General features: G+C 55.0%; 17 protein-coding genes. 3 read left to right on the top strand and 14 right to left on the bottom strand.

All coding sequences use genetic code 11. The features are described 5' to 3' along the window. The first annotated feature begins 9 nt into the window (after positions 1 to 9). Complete coding sequence (locus BLM14_RS30965) at positions 10 to 153, top strand: hypothetical protein (protein WP_157929499.1); 144 nt, start codon at positions 10 to 12, stop codon at positions 151 to 153. Next, entirely contained in the window at positions 146 to 1438 is a 1293-nt protein-coding gene (gene gltA / locus BLM14_RS08380) for a citrate synthase (RefSeq protein ID WP_099998954.1), read from the top strand. The genes BLM14_RS30965 and gltA overlap by 8 nt, the downstream gene beginning before the upstream one ends. Before the next feature lie 61 nt (positions 1439 to 1499). Here the strand turns inward: gltA and lpxB are convergent, their stop codons facing one another. From lpxB to BLM14_RS08310, 14 genes are all read right to left on the bottom strand, one after another. Further along, entirely contained in the window at positions 1500 to 2672 is a 1173-nt protein-coding gene (gene lpxB / locus BLM14_RS08375) for a lipid-A-disaccharide synthase (RefSeq protein WP_418314211.1), read from the bottom strand. Next, the gene (locus BLM14_RS08370) at positions 2669 to 3562 is read right to left on the bottom strand and encodes an LpxI family protein (RefSeq protein ID WP_204251997.1); all 894 of its coding nucleotides are present in this window, start codon (positions 3560 to 3562) and stop codon (positions 2669 to 2671) included. The genes lpxB and BLM14_RS08370 overlap by 4 nt, the downstream gene beginning before the upstream one ends. Beyond that, positions 3546 to 4379 (bottom strand): acyl-ACP--UDP-N-acetylglucosamine O-acyltransferase, encoded by an 834-nt coding sequence (gene lpxA, locus BLM14_RS08365; RefSeq protein WP_099998952.1) that lies wholly within the window; start codon positions 4377 to 4379, stop codon positions 3546 to 3548. Before lpxA ends, BLM14_RS08370 begins: the two co-directional genes overlap by 17 nt. Then, positions 4379 to 4864: a 3-hydroxyacyl-ACP dehydratase FabZ gene (fabZ, locus tag BLM14_RS08360; RefSeq protein WP_099998951.1), complete on the bottom strand. Its 486-nt coding sequence runs from the start codon at positions 4862 to 4864 to the stop codon at positions 4379 to 4381. The genes lpxA and fabZ overlap by 1 nt, the downstream gene beginning before the upstream one ends. Further along, positions 4857 to 5912 carry a UDP-3-O-(3-hydroxymyristoyl)glucosamine N-acyltransferase gene (gene lpxD, locus BLM14_RS08355; RefSeq protein ID WP_099998950.1) on the bottom strand — a complete coding sequence of 352 codons (1056 nt, stop codon included), beginning with the start codon at positions 5910 to 5912 and terminating at the stop codon, positions 4857 to 4859. The genes fabZ and lpxD overlap by 8 nt, the downstream gene beginning before the upstream one ends. A gap of 54 nt (positions 5913 to 5966) precedes the next feature. Continuing rightward, positions 5967 to 8339 carry an outer membrane protein assembly factor BamA gene (gene bamA / locus BLM14_RS08350; protein WP_099998949.1) on the bottom strand — a complete coding sequence of 791 codons (2373 nt, stop codon included), beginning with the start codon at positions 8337 to 8339 and terminating at the stop codon, positions 5967 to 5969. Between the two features lie 230 nt (positions 8340 to 8569). Then, positions 8570 to 9709 (bottom strand): RIP metalloprotease RseP, encoded by a 1140-nt coding sequence (gene rseP / locus BLM14_RS08345; protein ID WP_418314210.1) that lies wholly within the window; start codon positions 9707 to 9709, stop codon positions 8570 to 8572. Positions 9710 to 9768: 59 nt separating this feature from the next. After that, on the bottom strand, positions 9769 to 10590 hold the full coding sequence (locus BLM14_RS08340) for a phosphatidate cytidylyltransferase (RefSeq protein ID WP_237143495.1): 822 nt from the start codon (positions 10588 to 10590) through the stop codon (positions 9769 to 9771). Next, positions 10587 to 11306 carry an isoprenyl transferase gene (locus BLM14_RS08335; RefSeq protein ID WP_100001108.1) on the bottom strand — a complete coding sequence of 240 codons (720 nt, stop codon included), beginning with the start codon at positions 11304 to 11306 and terminating at the stop codon, positions 10587 to 10589. The genes BLM14_RS08340 and BLM14_RS08335 overlap by 4 nt, the downstream gene beginning before the upstream one ends. A 41-nt stretch (positions 11307 to 11347) precedes the next feature. After that, complete coding sequence (frr, locus tag BLM14_RS08330; RefSeq protein WP_099998946.1) at positions 11348 to 11908, bottom strand: ribosome recycling factor; 561 nt, start codon at positions 11906 to 11908, stop codon at positions 11348 to 11350. A 45-nt stretch (positions 11909 to 11953) separates the two neighbouring features. Next, positions 11954 to 12676, bottom strand: a complete 723-nt coding sequence (gene pyrH, locus BLM14_RS08325; RefSeq protein WP_099998945.1) for a UMP kinase — start codon at positions 12674 to 12676, stop codon at positions 11954 to 11956. Positions 12677 to 12765: 89 nt separating this feature from the next. After that, positions 12766 to 13689, bottom strand: coding sequence for a translation elongation factor Ts (tsf, locus tag BLM14_RS08320; RefSeq protein WP_099998944.1), 924 nt, complete (start codon positions 13687 to 13689; stop codon positions 12766 to 12768). Between the two features lie 118 nt (positions 13690 to 13807). After that, positions 13808 to 14602 carry a 30S ribosomal protein S2 gene (rpsB, locus tag BLM14_RS08315; RefSeq protein WP_099998943.1) on the bottom strand — a complete coding sequence of 265 codons (795 nt, stop codon included), beginning with the start codon at positions 14600 to 14602 and terminating at the stop codon, positions 13808 to 13810. Positions 14603 to 14798: 196 nt separating this feature from the next. Next, on the bottom strand, positions 14799 to 15623 hold the full coding sequence (locus BLM14_RS08310; protein ID WP_099998942.1) for a cell envelope integrity EipB family protein: 825 nt from the start codon (positions 15621 to 15623) through the stop codon (positions 14799 to 14801). 118 nt (positions 15624 to 15741) lie between these two features. Between BLM14_RS08310 and BLM14_RS08305 the strand changes: the two genes are divergently transcribed. Further along, complete coding sequence (locus BLM14_RS08305) at positions 15742 to 16206, top strand: RidA family protein (RefSeq protein ID WP_099998941.1); 465 nt, start codon at positions 15742 to 15744, stop codon at positions 16204 to 16206. Position 16207: the final 1 nt, after the last annotated feature.

Below are 16207 nucleotides of genomic sequence, written 5' to 3'. Positions count from 1 at the left end.
CAGGCAGATATGGGTACATTTTTGCATTGCAACATCGTGCCTTTCGAGTACGGTGTCGTGCCTGAGAAATTCATGAATACGACCTCGCATGAGGCAAGTGCTTTTGCGCTGGATCAGCGCAAGCTGAAGCAAGAAAGGAACGGCAATGTCTGAAAACAGCGTCAACATCGATCTGAATGGTCACCAGTTCGCGTTACCCATTAAAAAGGGGACCATCGGACCGGATGTCGTGGACATTGGGACACTCTACAAGAACACTGGCGCATTCACTTACGATCCGGGTTTCACATCCACGGCGTCCTGCGAGTCGCAGATCACCTATATCGATGGTGATGAAGGCATTTTGCTGCACCGCGGTTATCCAATCGAACAATTGGCCGAACACGGCGATTTTCTGGAAGCGTGCTACCTGTTGCTCTACGGTGAATTGCCAACAAAGAGCCAGAAGGCCGATTTCGACTTCCGCGTCACGCGCCACACCATGGTGCATGAGCAAATGTCGCGCTTTTTCAGCGGCTTCCGCCGCGACGCGCACCCGATGGCTGTTATGGTCGGCTGTGTCGGCGCTCTGTCGGCGTTCTACCATGACTCGACCGACATTTCCGATCCGCACCAGCGTATGGTCGCCTCAATTCGCATGATCGCGAAGATTCCGACCCTCGCCGCCATGGCCTACAAGTACCACATCGGCCAGCCGTTCGTTTATCCGCGGAACAATCTCGATTTTGCGACGAACTTCCTGCACATGTGCTTTGCTGTACCGTGTGAAGAATATGTTCCGAACCCCGTACTCGCACGAGCCATGGATCGCATCTTCATCCTGCACGCGGATCACGAGCAGAATGCTTCCACATCGACGGTTCGCCTTGCAGGCTCTTCGGGTGCCAATCCGTTCGCTTGTATCGCCGCTGGCATTGCCTGCCTCTGGGGCCCTGCCCATGGCGGTGCCAACGAAGCTGCGCTCACCATGCTCGGCGAAATCGGCACCGTGGATCGTATTCCTGAATATATCGCTCGGGCCAAGGACAAGAATGATCCGTTCCGCCTGATGGGCTTCGGTCATCGCGTCTACAAGAACTACGATCCGCGCGCCAAGATCATGCAGCAGACAACTCGTGAAGTCCTCGCCGAACTCGGCATCAAGGACGACCCGTTGCTCGACGTTGCAATGGAACTTGAGCGTATCGCGCTAACCGATGAATATTTCATCGAAAAGAAGCTCTATCCGAACGTAGATTTCTACTCTGGCATTACCTTGAAGGCCCTCGGCTTCCCCACCACTATGTTCACGGTGCTGTTTGCTGTAGCGCGTACGGTTGGCTGGATTGCCCAGTGGAAAGAAATGATCGAGGATCCGCATCAGAAGATTGGCCGTCCGCGCCAGCTCTATACGGGTGCGACACCGCGCGACTATGTGAACGTCGAAGACCGCAAATAATCTTTGCCCCATATGACGAAAAAGGCGCCCATTCGGCGCCTTTTTCAGTATTTCAGCAAAATTATTTGACCAGTTCCAGCACTTTTTCCGCCGCAATTTCACCGGCAGGCCGGTCGGTTTGCATCAATCTGGAAATCTTGTCGAAACTTTCAAGCTGCGCGCTGCGTCGATGTCCTGGAACGAGCAATTGCTCGATCTGTCGGGCGAGTGAGCCAGCTCGCACGAATATATTGAAGTATTCCGGTACGACGGGTTCGTCGGCGATGATGTTGGGGAGCGCAGCGCTCCAAATCTTAATGCGTGGGGCCAAAAAGGTCCGGGCCAGCCAGTCCGGCCTGTATGACAGAACGGTGGGAATGCGGGCAAGCGCCAGTTCCAGCGAGACCGTTCCGGACGCAGCGAGTGCAGCATCCGCTTCGGCAAAGGCTTGCAATCTTTCCGCTTCACCGACAACGATATGAGGCTGCACTGTCCAGCCTGCGGTCAATTGCCTGACGAGCGGTTCAACCTTGGGCAACGTGGGCAAAGTGACCTTGATCCTGTTGCCGCGACTTGCAAGAAGATCGACCGTCTCGCCAAACGGTTCGACAAGGCTAGTGATTTCCGATCGGCGCGAGCCCGGCAGCACGACAAGATTTTTTTCTGTTCGACTGCCCAGATTGCCATCGCGAGCCCGGTTTTGCTTTGCAGCTTCGAGCAGCGGCGCGTGCGAAACGAGCCTATGCCCTACATAGGTAGCCGGCGGACCATCCAAATCCTTCAGTGCTTGAACCTCGAAGGGTAGTATCGCCAGCACGTGATCTACGTAAGCGCGCATTGCCTTGGCGCGTTCCGGGCGCCACGCCCAGACCGACGGGCTGATATAGTTGATGATCGGGATCGACGGGTCAGCTGCCCGGACCTTGCGAGCCACGCGGTGCGTAAAATCCGGGCTATCGATGATAACCAGGCAATCAGGCTTTGCCGCAACGATAGCATTGGAGAGCTGTGAGATACGGCGGATGAGCTGTGGCAATTTGCGAACGATCGCACTCAAACCGACGAGGGCTATTTCGTGCTGGTCGAACAGACTATTGAGCCCGAGTGCTGCGAGGTGCTCTCCGCCAACACCGGTCAATGTCACCTCACCCGCATACTGTCGTCGAAGCGATTGAACCAGATCGGCGCCAAGCAGGTCTCCCGATTCTTCGCCGGTGACAATGGCGAGGCGCAGTGGTCTGTCAGCTGCCATCAAGGAGCCTCCTGCTCAAAGGTCTCGATAAACAACCCTGCCTTGTTGGCGGCTGTGACCGTTTCTTCGTAGCCAAGGATTAGCGTACGGCCTGCTTCGACAGCGATGCCTTTAAGCCCTGCCTTCACAGCATTTTCAACGGTGCTGACGCCAATGGCGGGAAGATCAGCTCGCACTTCCTGTTGTGGTTTTGCACATTTGACGAGAACACCGCCCTTGCGATTGATGCGCTTGGCCAAACGTAGCTCAGCCACGCGTTGTAGCATCGCATCGGTGCCTTCCACGCCTTCGAGCGCCACAACGCGCCTGCCGACCGCAATAGCCGCCTGACCAATGTCGAGCGATCCAATCATGATTGCGGCTTTTCGTGCCGCGCGCATATCTGCAATACTTTCCTTATCGGCCCCCTTGCGGGTTATCGTACCAGGAGCAGGCGCCAGAATATCGGGAACGATCTCATGAGCGCCTAGTACCCGGAAACCATAGGATTCGATCGTCGCGATAACGGCGCGAAGAAGACCATCATCTCCAAGCCGGAACGCACGCATGAAACGGTAAAGCGCAACGAGGTTGCCATTTCCAGGCCTCAAGGCGGCGCCGAACTCCGGCCTGTGGCGAATACCACCCGCCAGCACAACATTCGAAATGCCTTCGGCCTTGAGGATTTTGACGAGGCCACCAAGTTCCACAATGGAAATCTCGGCGTGTTCACCCTTGTAGAGTTCAGGTTCCGCCTCGCCCTTGATCGCCACGATTAGCGGGTTGCCACCCTGCTTGCGTAGACTTTCGGCGACAGCAACGGGAAGCAGTCCATTGCCGGCAACAATCGCTGTCCGGCCCGCTATCGTTGCGGGCAAGTCAATTTCTGACGGCGCTTTAGCTCTTGTCGTCACTGTCACTGATCTCGATGGCAGAATCGAGTGGCGGCGTGCAATAAGCACGCTTGGTATCAGTGGTAATGAACCCGATCAGATCCGCCACAGCGGCAGATTCTGCGAACGCGACACGAACATCTTCCGCCCGAAGCTTGATTGGCTTCGTGCGATCGAAGAGCATGCGAACCGCATGGCGAAGATTGTGGATTTCCGGACGCGCCATGCCCGAGCGTTTCATACCAACGATATTCAGGCCACCGAGATAGGCATGGTTTCCAATGGCCATGCCATAGGGAATGAGATCGTGCGCCAAAGCAGCAAGTCCACCGATAAAGGCATGGTGGCCAACACGGGTAAACTGATGAATTGCCGCCCCGCCACCGATGATGACATTGTTGCCGACGGTGACATGACCACCGATCATCACATTGTTGGAGAAGGTGACGTTATCGCCAATGATGCAGTCATGGGCGACGTGAGCGTAGGCCAGGAACATGCAATTGTCGCCAACTGTCGTTACCCCGAGGCTGCCATCGGTACCCCGATGCATGGTGACACCTTCGCGGATCACACAATTCTTGCCGATGATCAGGGTCGTGTGACCACCCTTATGCTTGGTGTTCTGTGGATCACCACCAAGAATAGCATTTGGATAAACCTTGGATCCGCTGCCGAGGGTTGTCGGTCCCATAATGACAACATGGCTGATGAGGACAGCGTCATCGCCGATAACGGCTTCAGAACCCACATGGCAAAACGGGCCGATGCTTACCCTGTTCCCGATTTTTGCGCCCTGTTCGATGATGGAAGTCGGGTGAATACTGGAATTGGACATCAGGCCCCGGTCTCATCTTCATCAGGAAAGCTGACCATCGCGGCAACTTCTGCTTCTGCCACCTTGAAGCCATCCACTTCTGCAACACAGCCATATTTATGAATGTTGCCGCGCTGCTTCAACTTCGTCACACGCAATTTGAGTTGATCACCCGGCACAACGGGCTTCCTGAATTTGGCATTGTCGATAGTCATGAAAAAGACTTTGCCCGGCTTGCCGCTACCATTGTGAAACAAAACAATAGCGCCAGCCGTCTGTGCCATCGCCTCGATGATCAGTACACCGGGCATGATTGGCAATTCCGGAAAATGGCCCGCGAAATGCGGTTCGTTGATGCTGACATTCTTGATGCCAGTGGCTGACACATCGCGATCAATATCAACGATACGGTCGATCAGCAGGAAAGGATAACGATGTGGCAGATTCGCCAGAATTTTCTGGATGTCCGCGACGCCAAGGCTGTCCGCTTGCACACTGTCACTCATCACCGCTGTTCTCCTTCTTGGTTCTGGTCATCGCGCGCACACTCGCGATCTCACGGAACCATTGCTTGAATGGCTGAGCAGGCGCACCTGCCCATCTCTCGCCATCCGGAATATCGTTCATTACACCGCTCGCCGCTGCAATTTCAACGCGGGATCCGATATTGACATGATCCTTGATCCCGACGCTGCCCCCGAGCATTGTCATGTCACCAAGAACCACACTGCCGGAGATGCCACATTGCGCAGCAATAACGCAATGCCGGCCGATACGAACATTGTGGGCGATTTGCACAAGATTATCGATTTTGGTCCCTTCGCCAATAATAGTATCAGCCAAGGCACCGCGATCGACGGTGGTATTGGCGCCAATTTCGACGTTGTCCTGAATAATGACACGGCCAAGCTGAGGCATCTTATCCAGCCCAGCCCTGCCGGAAACGTAACCGAAACCATCCTGACCGATCCGCACGCCGGGATGCAGCAGGACACGATTGCCAAGAAACGCATACTGTACGGAAGAATTGGGCGCTATATAGCAATCGCGGCCAATCTTGCAGCCGTTGCCAATGACAACGTTGGCTGCAATCACTGTACCGGCACCAATGGAGACGTTGCTGCCAATGATCGCGCCGGGCTCAATCGTGACGCCTTCCTCGATTTCAGCGGAAGCATGAACTATCGCATGTTCCGAAATGCCGCTTTGCCCACTCCACAAATGCGCGTTGACGGCATTCGGATAGAGCGCCCGACCAACTGCAGCAAAATCCTGCTGGGGATGGCGGGTTACAATGATGGCCACTTTCTTCGGAATGCTTGACTTGACTTCATCGGTGCACAAAACACCGGCAGCCTTCAACTCGCCAAGGTCCTGCGCATGTTTCTTGCCTTCGATGAATACGAGAGCATCCGGTCCCGCATCGGAGAGCGACGACAACCGTGTCACTGCCCGGTTCGCTAAGGAACTATCCACGAGAACGCCATTGGTCAGACCGGCGATCTGACCAATAGTCACGTTAAGCAGCGGCTCATAAAAGATTGGATCGGCCATCGACTAACTTTCTCCCCCGGGGAAATTTGCTCCCCCCGGGAGGTCAGCAATCTATCAGAATTTGCTCGACATGCCGAAGTTGAAATTCTGGACCTGGTCGCCTTCAACTTTCTTAACCGGCACAGCATAGTCGAAGCGCAGCGGGCCGAATGGCGATGCCCACATGATACTTGCACCGACGGATGCGCGCCATTCGGAACCCGTCGAACCGGTAGCCTGAGGAAGATCGTTTCCGTAAAGGGTCGCTGCATCGGCAAAGAATGCGCCGCGAATGCCAATGCTTTCGGGAATCACAGGCATCGGGAACTGTGCTTCGGCAGTAGCATTGAAGTAGGTCGTACCGCCGAGGAAACTACCCTTGCTGGACTCAACAGTGGTATCGCGTGGACCGATACCTGCATATTTGAAACCGCGGATCATGTCCTGATTGTTCTTGAACAGGTCGAATACCCGCAGATCTTCGTCTCCGAAGCCCTTGATATAGCCTGCACCAACACCAACCAAGCCAACGATATCCATTTCTTCAGACAGCGTCTTGTAATAGCTGCCTTTGAATGTGGTCTTCAGGAAGTTGGCATCACCGCCAAGACCGGCATACTCTTGGTAGAACTTGCCATAGAGACCGTCACGCGGGTTCTTCGGGTCGTCGATCGTGTTGTAGGTAAGCGACCAACTCACCGACGACTTGATCCATGGGCTTTCTTCTGCCGCATCGGCGAAAGCTTGGGAAATCTCGTCCAGATTGACCGAACCGTCCGGGTTCAATGCCTCATCATCGATTTCATACTCTTCCTGCGTGAGGTTGTATGCAACGCCGGCAGTCAATGCTTCCGTGATAGGCAGGCCAAAGCGGATCGTTCCGCCGACAAGATCAGTCTCGTACTTGTCACTCACACCCGACTGGCGCTTGAAGATATCAAAGCCGGCCGAAATGCGCTGACCGAGGAAATAAGGCTCGGTGAAGGAAAGTGAATAAGAACGGTTGTTATCAAGACCGCCACCGGCTGCGATACGGACATACTGCCCGCGACCAAGGAAGTTGCGCTCGGTGATCGAGCCTTCCACCGTTGGCCCTGGGCTTTCGCCGCCAGTCGTATAACCACCACCGATAGAGAATTCACCGGTCGACTTCTCGATAACATCGACAACGAGAACCACCTGATCCGGCTGGGATCCGGGTGCAGTCGAGATATTGACGGTCTGGAAGAAGTCCAACCGCTCCAGACGGCGCTTGGCACGCTGAATCAGGACCTGATTGAAGGCATCGCCCTCGCTCACATCGAATTCACGACGGATAACGAAATCACGGGTCTTTTCATTGCCGCGAATTTCGATGCGCTCAACATAGGCGCGAGGCCCCTGGTCGATCGCATAAACCACTGAAATCGTGTGATTCTCAAAATTGCGGTCACCGCGCGGCTCGACCTTGGCAAAGGCATAGCCCTGGCCGGCAACCTTTTCGGAAACCTTGATGATCGAGTCTTCGACTTCCTTGGCGCTGTACGTATCGCCTTCTCTTGTCTCAACAAGACCGTTCAGCTGCGAGGTATCAACACCTTCGACCGAGCTTTCGATCTGAACGCCACCGAACTTGTACTTCTCACCTTCTTCGACCGTGATCGTGATGGTGTATTCGTTTGTCGATTCATCGAGGTCGGCGGTCGAGGATATGACGCGGAAATCGGCATACCCGCGATTGTAATAGAAACGGCGGAGTGTTTCTTCATCAGCGCGCAAACGATCTTCGCTGTAAACGTCGTTACGCGTCAGCCAGGAGAGCGGATTGGAGCGCTTGGTCGAGATGACATCCTTCAGACGGCGATCGCCAAAGGCTTGGTTCCCAACGAAATTGATGTTCGAAATCTTGGTGCGGTCGCCTTCGTTGATCTCGAAGACAACGTTCACGCGGCCCTCGCCCAGATCCATGATGCGCGAACTGACCGTCGCATCGCTGCGGCCAATGTTGCGATAAGCGGCACGAACGGCTTCGGTATCGGACTCCAGAGTCGTCTGGTCAAATGCAGCGCGCGGCTTCAGCTGCACAGCATTCTGCAGCGCAGGATCCTTGATCTTCTTGTTGCCCTGGAAGATGACCTGGTTGACGACCTGGTGCTCGGAAACCTGAACGATCAGCGTGCCGCCGGATTGGCTGATGCGCACATCGCCAAAAAGGCCGGTATTGAACAGGCGCTTGGTCGCCGCATCGATGTCGGCGTTAGAAAAAGGCTTGCCGGGCGTGATGCCGAGATTGTCGCGAACTGTCTGGGAATCCACACGCGTGTTTCCACGTACTTCTATGCGGCTTACTGTTGCTGCCTGCGCCGCTGTGACACCTGCTACCGTCGTAACGATCGCACCGGAACTTACAAGAGCCGCTGATATGGCGAGCGCCGACGCTGCACCAACGAATTTTGAACTTGCCGCCATAGGCCTTCTGAACCTTCGTTTCTCGTTGTCCCCGGGCGAGATCCCGGACTTTGCAATTACTCGCACACCGTCATAGCCGGTTTTTACATACACGCAAGGCTTACGGTTAAAAACTGTTTACTTCACACAAAAGCGTGGCATCCATGCCACGCCATTCGGGGCTTATAGTAAACAGATCATGTCGCTTTGCCAGCCCAAGCCTCTAATTTTCATTAATGTTTAAGTTTTTCTCACCTGCAGGCAAAAAGGTCGTTAAAGATGACAAAACCCATGAAGCCCAACACCAGCAAGAACCCCAAACGGAAGAAAATCTCCTGAACGGCCGGTTTGACGGGCCTGCCGATGACCGCTTCCGCCGCATAAAAGATCAAGTGCCCCCCATCGAGCGGCGGCAAGGGAAAGAGATTGAGCAAACCAATGCCAATGGAAAGCATCGCGGTTAGCTGTATCAACCAATCGATACCCTGACTTGCCGCCTGTCCCGCCATTGTCGCGATCTTGACCGGGCCGCCCAATTGGCATTTGTCCTCACGGCCCGCAAAAAACCGGCTAAAGAACTGCCCTGTACGGGCGATGATGAAGCCGCTTTCGCGTACCGCCTGGGTGACTGATTCGATCGGTCCATATTCAATGCGGCGGAAATTGCCCAACTCCTGGTTGTTGACAACACCGATCACGGCAATCTTGATTGTGTTTCCAAGCGGGTCCTTCTGCTCGGTCAGTTCGGGGGTGGCAGTAAGGCGCACTTCCTGTCCATTGCGTTCAACAATGAAATCCAGGGAATCACCTGCTCGCGACGAAACGATCCGCTGGACATCAGAAAAAGTTTCGACCCTGTCGCCATTGACCCGGATAAAGCGATCGCCCGGTTGAAAACCAGCGGCGGCAGCCGGACCACCTGGGCGAACTTCGGCAACCATAGGGTCAGCCACCATTTTGCCGTAGAGAGCAAAGAACACCGAGAAGATAACAATCGTCAGCAATATGTTGAATGCCGGACCTGCAAAGACCGTCGCCGCGCGTTTCCAGACGGGTTGTGTATGGAACGCAACTGCGCGCTCTTCCGCGCTCATCGCTTCGGTTGGGGATGCAGTAGAACTTGTCACGCTCTCATCGCCGGCGAACTTGACGTAGCCGCCAAGCGGAATCGCGGAAAGCTTCCAGCGAGTACCGCTCCGATCGTTGAATCCGATGAGTTCTGGACCGAACCCAACGGAGAATGCCTTGACGCCTATGCCGCACCAACGCCCAACGAGATAGTGCCCCATCTCGTGGACGAACACCACGACGGTCAGAACTATCAGGAATGGCAATACCGTTCCAATCAACACGCTTTGGGTACCAAAGAGAGTCTGCAGCATATCCGTCAAATTATCCTCCGGGCCTGCAACAATCGAACGACCCGATCGGGCCCAGGAAGCTCAGCCATCTAGAAAAGAATGTCGTAAGGCGCTTCCGGTGTCACCAGAATTGCTCCGATGACGTATAGCAATGCTGCAGCAGCTACAAGTCCATCGACCCGGTCCATCACGCCACCGTGACCGGGAATGAGGTGGCTGGAGTCTTTTACGCCGAATTTCCGCTTCACCCAGGATTCGCCGAGATCGCCAATCTGCGCGATGATCGACAGGAGAAGCGCGATCATCGGAATGGGAACGCCACCAGCCGGTGCAATAAAGGCCGCAAAGATTACACCGGCCGCTACACCGGCTGCTGCCCCACCAAGCGCTCCCGACCAGGTCTTGTTGGGCGAAAAGCGCGGTGCCAATTTTGGTCCGCCAAGCGCGCGTCCGTTGAAATAGGCAAAAATGTCTGTTGCCCAGACAACTGCGAAGAGGAACAGGATTGCTGCAAAGCCGTCGCCCGTATCGCCACGCAAAAGTGTCAATGCGATGGATGGAAACCCGGAATAAATCAAGCCAAAAGCTGGCCAGTAGCCTGATTCTCGGCCGCCAAGCACTGCCACGAGCGCTGCACCGGCGAACAGAAGACCGATCATCAGCAAAACATGCTGGGTCAAGAGGAGCACGCCCAACACCAGGATGAGGCTTGCCCAAGCCAAGCCGCGCGTCAATGGTGTCGACCGGGCCGCTGTGATGAGTTGCCATTCATAGGACACACTGAGGCCTATGGCAGAGGCCAGAATTCCGAACGCGAATCCGCCGATCCATGTAAGGGCGATTGCAATGGCTATGAGAACAATCGCGCTGAGAATGCGTTTCTGCAGATTCGATAGTTCGATAAAGGTCACAGGGCGATTTCCTGCGCTGTCACGCCGCCAAAGCGGCGCTCGCGCATCTGGAATGTCTCGATCGCCTCCACCAGATGCGATGGGCGGAAATCCGGCCAATAGCATGGCAAGAACATGAATTCCGAATAGGCTGCTTGCCAGAGGAGAAAATTCGAAAGCCGCATTTCGCCACTGGTGCGGATGATCATGTCCGGATCCGGAATGTCCGCCGTATCGAGCCGCGCCGAAATAGCCTCGGGCGTAATATCCTCGCGGGTAAGAACACCGGATGTGACATCCGTGACCAAGCGCTGTACCGCTCGCGTGATCTCATTGCGCGAACCGTAATTGAAGGCGATGACCAGAGTGAGGCCGGCGTTCGCCTTGGTCAGTGTTTCGGCTTCATCAAGAAGCCCGCGAATATCTTTAGCCAGACCTTCCCGTTCGCCAATGATTCGCACCCGAACATTCTCACGATGCAGATCCGCGAGATCGCGCCGGATAAACAGCTTCAGCAATCCCATCAGATCCGAGACTTCCGAGCGCGGGCGCGACCAATTCTCCGATGAAAAGGCAAACAGCGTCAGAAATGGGATACCCATCTTGCCGGCCGCGCGGATCGTCTCGCGCAGCGCTTCGACGCCCGCTTTGTGACCGGCGGTACGCGGTAGCCCCCTCGCCTTTGCCCAACGGCCATTTCCATCCATGATGATGGCAATGTGGCGCGGATTGGACATGGGCTTAGACCTCCAGTGAAAGAATTGGCTAATCTCTAGCCTTAGACCTGCATGATTTCCGCTTCTTTGGCGGCAACAACCTTATCCATCTCGGAAATGGTGTCGTCGGTCAGCTTCTGCACCTTTTCGGACAGAACACGGTTATCGTCCTGGCTGATATCGCCATCCTTCTCGAGCTTTTTCAGCTCATCCATGCCGTCGCGACGAACGTGGCGTGCAGCAACTTTCGCCTGCTCGACATATTGGTGGGCAATCTTGACCAGCTCCTTGCGACGCTGTTCGTTCAGCTCTGGCAAGGGAATGCGCAGATTGTTGCCATCAGTGATCGGATTGAGACCCAAGCCGGATTCGCGGATTGCGCGTTCTACCTTGCCGACCATGGATTTATCCCAGACCGATACAGCAAGCATGCGCGATTCGGGTACCGTAATATTGGCAACCTGGTTGAGCGGCATCTGCGAACCGTAGGCTTCAACCGTAATCGGCTCCAGCAGGCTCGCGGATGCGCGGCCGGTGCGCAGCCCATTCAGATCGTGCCTCAATGCCTGTATGGCACCATCCATGCGGCGCTTCAGGTCATTCAAATCGAGTGCGTCACTCATACTCAATGCTCCTTTATTCCTGGCGGCATCGCCGGGAAGGACCGATCAACTGTCCGAAACGACCGTTGCCCGTCCTCTACCCTGCAGAACTTCCGCAAAACCACCTTTTTCGTGGATTGAATAGACGATTATTGGGATATTGTTCTCACGTGCAAGAGCAACAGCAGTTGTATCCATCACGGCGAGCCCGCGATCAAGCACATCTTTGTGGCTCAGATGGTCAAATCGTACGGCATTCGGATCTTTTTTGGGATCAGCGGAGTAAATACCATCCACCTGGGTTCCCTTGAAGAGAGCGTCAGCACCGATCTCCGCCGCACGCAGCGCTGCGGCCGAATCTGTGGTGAAGAACGGATTGCCGGTACCACCCGCAAAGATCACGACCTTGCCCATGTCCATGTAAGCGGTCGCTAGCCGCTGCGAAAATGTTTCGCAGAATTCAGGCATGGCAACGGCTGACAGAACGACAGTGTCGATGCCGATCTTCACGAGGGATGTGCGCAGCGCCAGTGAATTGATGACAGTGGCGAGCATGCCCATATGATCGCCGGTCACACGGTCCCCGCCTTTGGATGCAACGGCGACACCACGGAAAATATTGCCGCCGCCAATGACGACGCCAACCTCTACGCCTAGCGCCCGCGCTTCTGCAATATCGCTGGCAATGCGATCGGCAACAGCCACATCAATACCGAAGCCCTGATCGCCCATGAGAGCTTCACCGGAGGCCTTGAGCAGAACGCGTTTGTAAACAGCCGAACCAGCCATGGAAGCTCCTTCAGAGTCGTTGCAAATTCCGGATACACGAAGGGCACCGCGTTGTCACGCGATGCCCTTTGATTTCAGTCGCGTAAAGATTATTTCTTCACAGCTGCAGCGACTTCCGCTGCGAAGTCAGTTTCTTCCTTCTCAATGCCTTCGCCCAGAGCGAAACGGACAAATGCCGTAATCTTTGCTGGTGCACCAATCGTCTTTTCTGCGTCCTTGAGAGCAGCTTCGACAGTCAGGTCAGGATTGATGACGAAAGCCTGCGAGAGAAGCACAACTTCCTCATAGAACTTGCGCATGCGGCCTTCGACCATCTTTTCGATGATGTTTTCTGGCTTGCCGGACTGACGTGCCTGATCAGCAAAAATTGCCTTTTCACGGTCAGCGGCAGCTGGATCGACTTCGGCAGCGGTCAGTGCGAGCGGGTTGGTCGCAGCAACATGCATCGCCACCTGACGGCCAAACGCTTGCGCAGCATCAGCGTCACCAGCAGTTTCGACCGCTACCAAAACGCCGAGCTTGCCGAGACCGTCGGAAACGCCGTTATGGATATAGGTAGCCACAACACCCTGGCTGACAGCCAGTGCAGCCGAACGGCGGAACGAAAGGTTTTCACCAATTGTACCAACGGCGTCCTTGATGGTATCGACAACCGACTTGCCGGTCGAAGGATAGGTCGCAGCACTTACGGCAGCCGTAGAACCATCAGTGGTGAGCGCTATGTTTGCAACATTGCGAACGATGTCCTGGAACGCGTCGTTGCGGGCAACGAAGTCGGTCTCGGAATTCACTTCGACAACGACGGCCTTCTTGCCGTTCGACGCAACGCCAACAAGACCTTCGGCCGCCGTGCGACCTGCCTTCTTGTCAGCCTTTGAAATACCCTTGGCACGCAGCCAATCAACAGCCGCTTCCATATCGCCGTTGGTTTCAGTCAGGGCTGTCTTGCAATCCATCATGCCAGCGCCGCTGATTTCGCGAAGTTCTTTTACCTGTGATGCAGAAATGCTCATTGTGTCGCCTCTTCTCAAAGCGAAGGCATACTGGGGATACCAGCATGCCAACTTTGCGGCGCGTCATGCGCCAATCATTGTGTTTTTAATCACCCGATTAAGACGGGTGTATGAAGCCTCAAGCGGAGGCTTCACCTTCCTGTGCAGGAGCCTCGGCCGGAGCTTCGAGTGCTGGTTCCGCAGGAGCTTCTTCCTGCGCACCGATATCGACGCCCAGCGAGCCCTGCTGACGCAGGATGCCATCGAGGGCTGCCTTGGCAACCAGATCGCAATACAGCGAAATGGCGCGGGAAGCGTCGTCGTTGCCTGGGATCGGGAAATCAATCTGGTCCGGATCGCAGTTGGAGTCGATCACAGCCACAACCGGAATACCGAGACGCTTGGCTTCCTGGATGGCGATTGCTTCCTTGTTGGTATCGATAATGAAGATGAGATCCGGAATCGAACCCATGTTCTTGATACCGCCGAGGGCACGATTGAGCTTCTCACGTTCGCGGTCGAGGTTCAGGCGCTCCTTCTTGGTGAAGCCCTGTGCTTCGCCGGAAAGAAGTTCGTCGAGCTTGCGCAGACGCTGAATGGAATTCGAGATCGTCTTCCAGTTGGTCATCATGCCGCCAAGCCAGCGGGCGTTGACGTAATACTGGGCCGAGCGGGTTGCAGCATCGGCAATGATGTCCGAAGCCTGGCGCTTGGTGCCGACGAAAAGAACGCGACCGCCGCGAGCGACAGTGTCCGAGACCTTCTTCAGCGCTGTATGCAACAGCGGATAGGTCTGGGCAAGATCAAGAATGTGAATGTTGTTGCGGGAACCATAAATATATGGTGCCATTTTCGGGTTCCAGCGATGTGTCTGGTGGCCGAAGTGAACGCCAGCTTCGAGGAGCTGACGCATGCTGAAATCAGGCAATGCCATCTAGTATTTTCCTTTTCCGGTTGAACCTCCACGGGAAGAGGCGGGAAACCCGCCACCGGAGGCCATATCGGATTTCTCCCGATATCAACCCAAATCCCGTGTGTGGAATGCTGCGGCTGTTAATGGATAATCGTCGCAAACGCAAGTACGCAGGCGATAAAAGACGATTTTGAGTGCCGCGCGATCGATATCGGCTTTATTTCTTGCATTTCGGCATTTCGAAAAGCTGCAGATTGACAAGCTTGCCGGTCATCGAGAAATCGCCGTAATCCATTTTCAGATCGCGCGTGACGCCATTGCGATACATCTTGAAATTGATCCGGTAGCTTGGAAGCCCCTCGGCCTTTTCGCTTTCGTCAAAGTAGGCGATTGAAACCGGCCAGGTGCTTTCCTTTGCCAGCGCACCCATATTCTTGATCTCGTCGTCGGTGTCGGACACCGCAGATTTGCCAATAATGACAGTCGTCGCCATCACCTTGTCGGCGTCTTCCGAACCATCGAACAATTTCGTCTGGTAAAAGACTTCTCCGGCAAGTGCTTTCTCGATCAACTGCTGCATGTGCCGCGTCGGGAACTGCGACAACTCAAGATTTTCCTTTGTGGCTTCCGGCTTCGTCAGCGATATTTCTGTCTTGTCCTTCGACAAGGCCGCGTCACCGCGCACTTCCTTGGTCAGGCTCTGATCAACGAATGTCTTGTTCACGAAACGGAACTTCCCGCCATCGCCCGATTCGAACGTCGTCGTTTGCTGGTCGGTGACACGCTGAGGCTGCTCTTCCATGTCGACGCGGGTGACGAAACGGAAATTCGTCGTATAGCCTTCGCAATCCGACCCGTTGAATTCATAGACCATTCGGCCTGTCAGACCCGTAATGCCGCTGCTATCCTGCGCACTGTCGAGTTTCAGATCATAGATAGCGCGGTGCGGAACGAGAGTCGCAGTTCCAGCTGCGAAAGCCGTGTTTGAACCAGTCAGACCCAAGGCACCGAGGCTGAAAACGAGGGCAGGTAAAACGCGCATTGACAAGATTCTCCAATATTCGAATGCGCATATTAAAAAAACTCTTGGCGGAAGCGAGGCAAAAATCGCAACTTCTTTCACAATCGCTTGCGATTCCGAATATAAGGAAAATAATCCCATGAGCAATACCATTGAAACACGCCTTCAGGAACTCGGCATTACGCTCCCCGTCGCCGCAGCGCCGGCAGCGAATTATGTTCCCTTTTCTCAGACCGGGTCGCTGCTTCTTACATCCGGACAGTTGCCGCTAGCAGGCGGAAAGCTCATTCATACGGGGCTCTTGGGCGCAGACCTCGACGTTGCTAAAGGTCAGGAGGCGGCAAGGGCATGTGCGATCAATATTCTGGCGCAGGCAAAAACAGCCCTGGGCGACCTTGAAAAGATCGCGCGGATCATAAAAATCACCGTCTTTGTCGCCTCGAAACCGGATTTCACGGAACAGCATCTGGTTGCCAATGGGGCTTCCGACCTTCTCGTCGCTGTCCTTGGCGACGCAGGCCGTCACGCACGCTCTGCCGTAGGTACCGCTGCCCTGCCCTTGAACGCGCCGGTAGAAGTCGAAGCGATCATCGAGGTTCGTTGAT

This window comes from Phyllobacterium zundukense, assembly GCF_002764115.1.
Taxonomy (GTDB): Bacteria; Pseudomonadota; Alphaproteobacteria; order Rhizobiales; family Rhizobiaceae; genus Phyllobacterium; species Phyllobacterium zundukense.
This window is presented reverse-complemented; position numbering and strand designations above follow the sequence as displayed.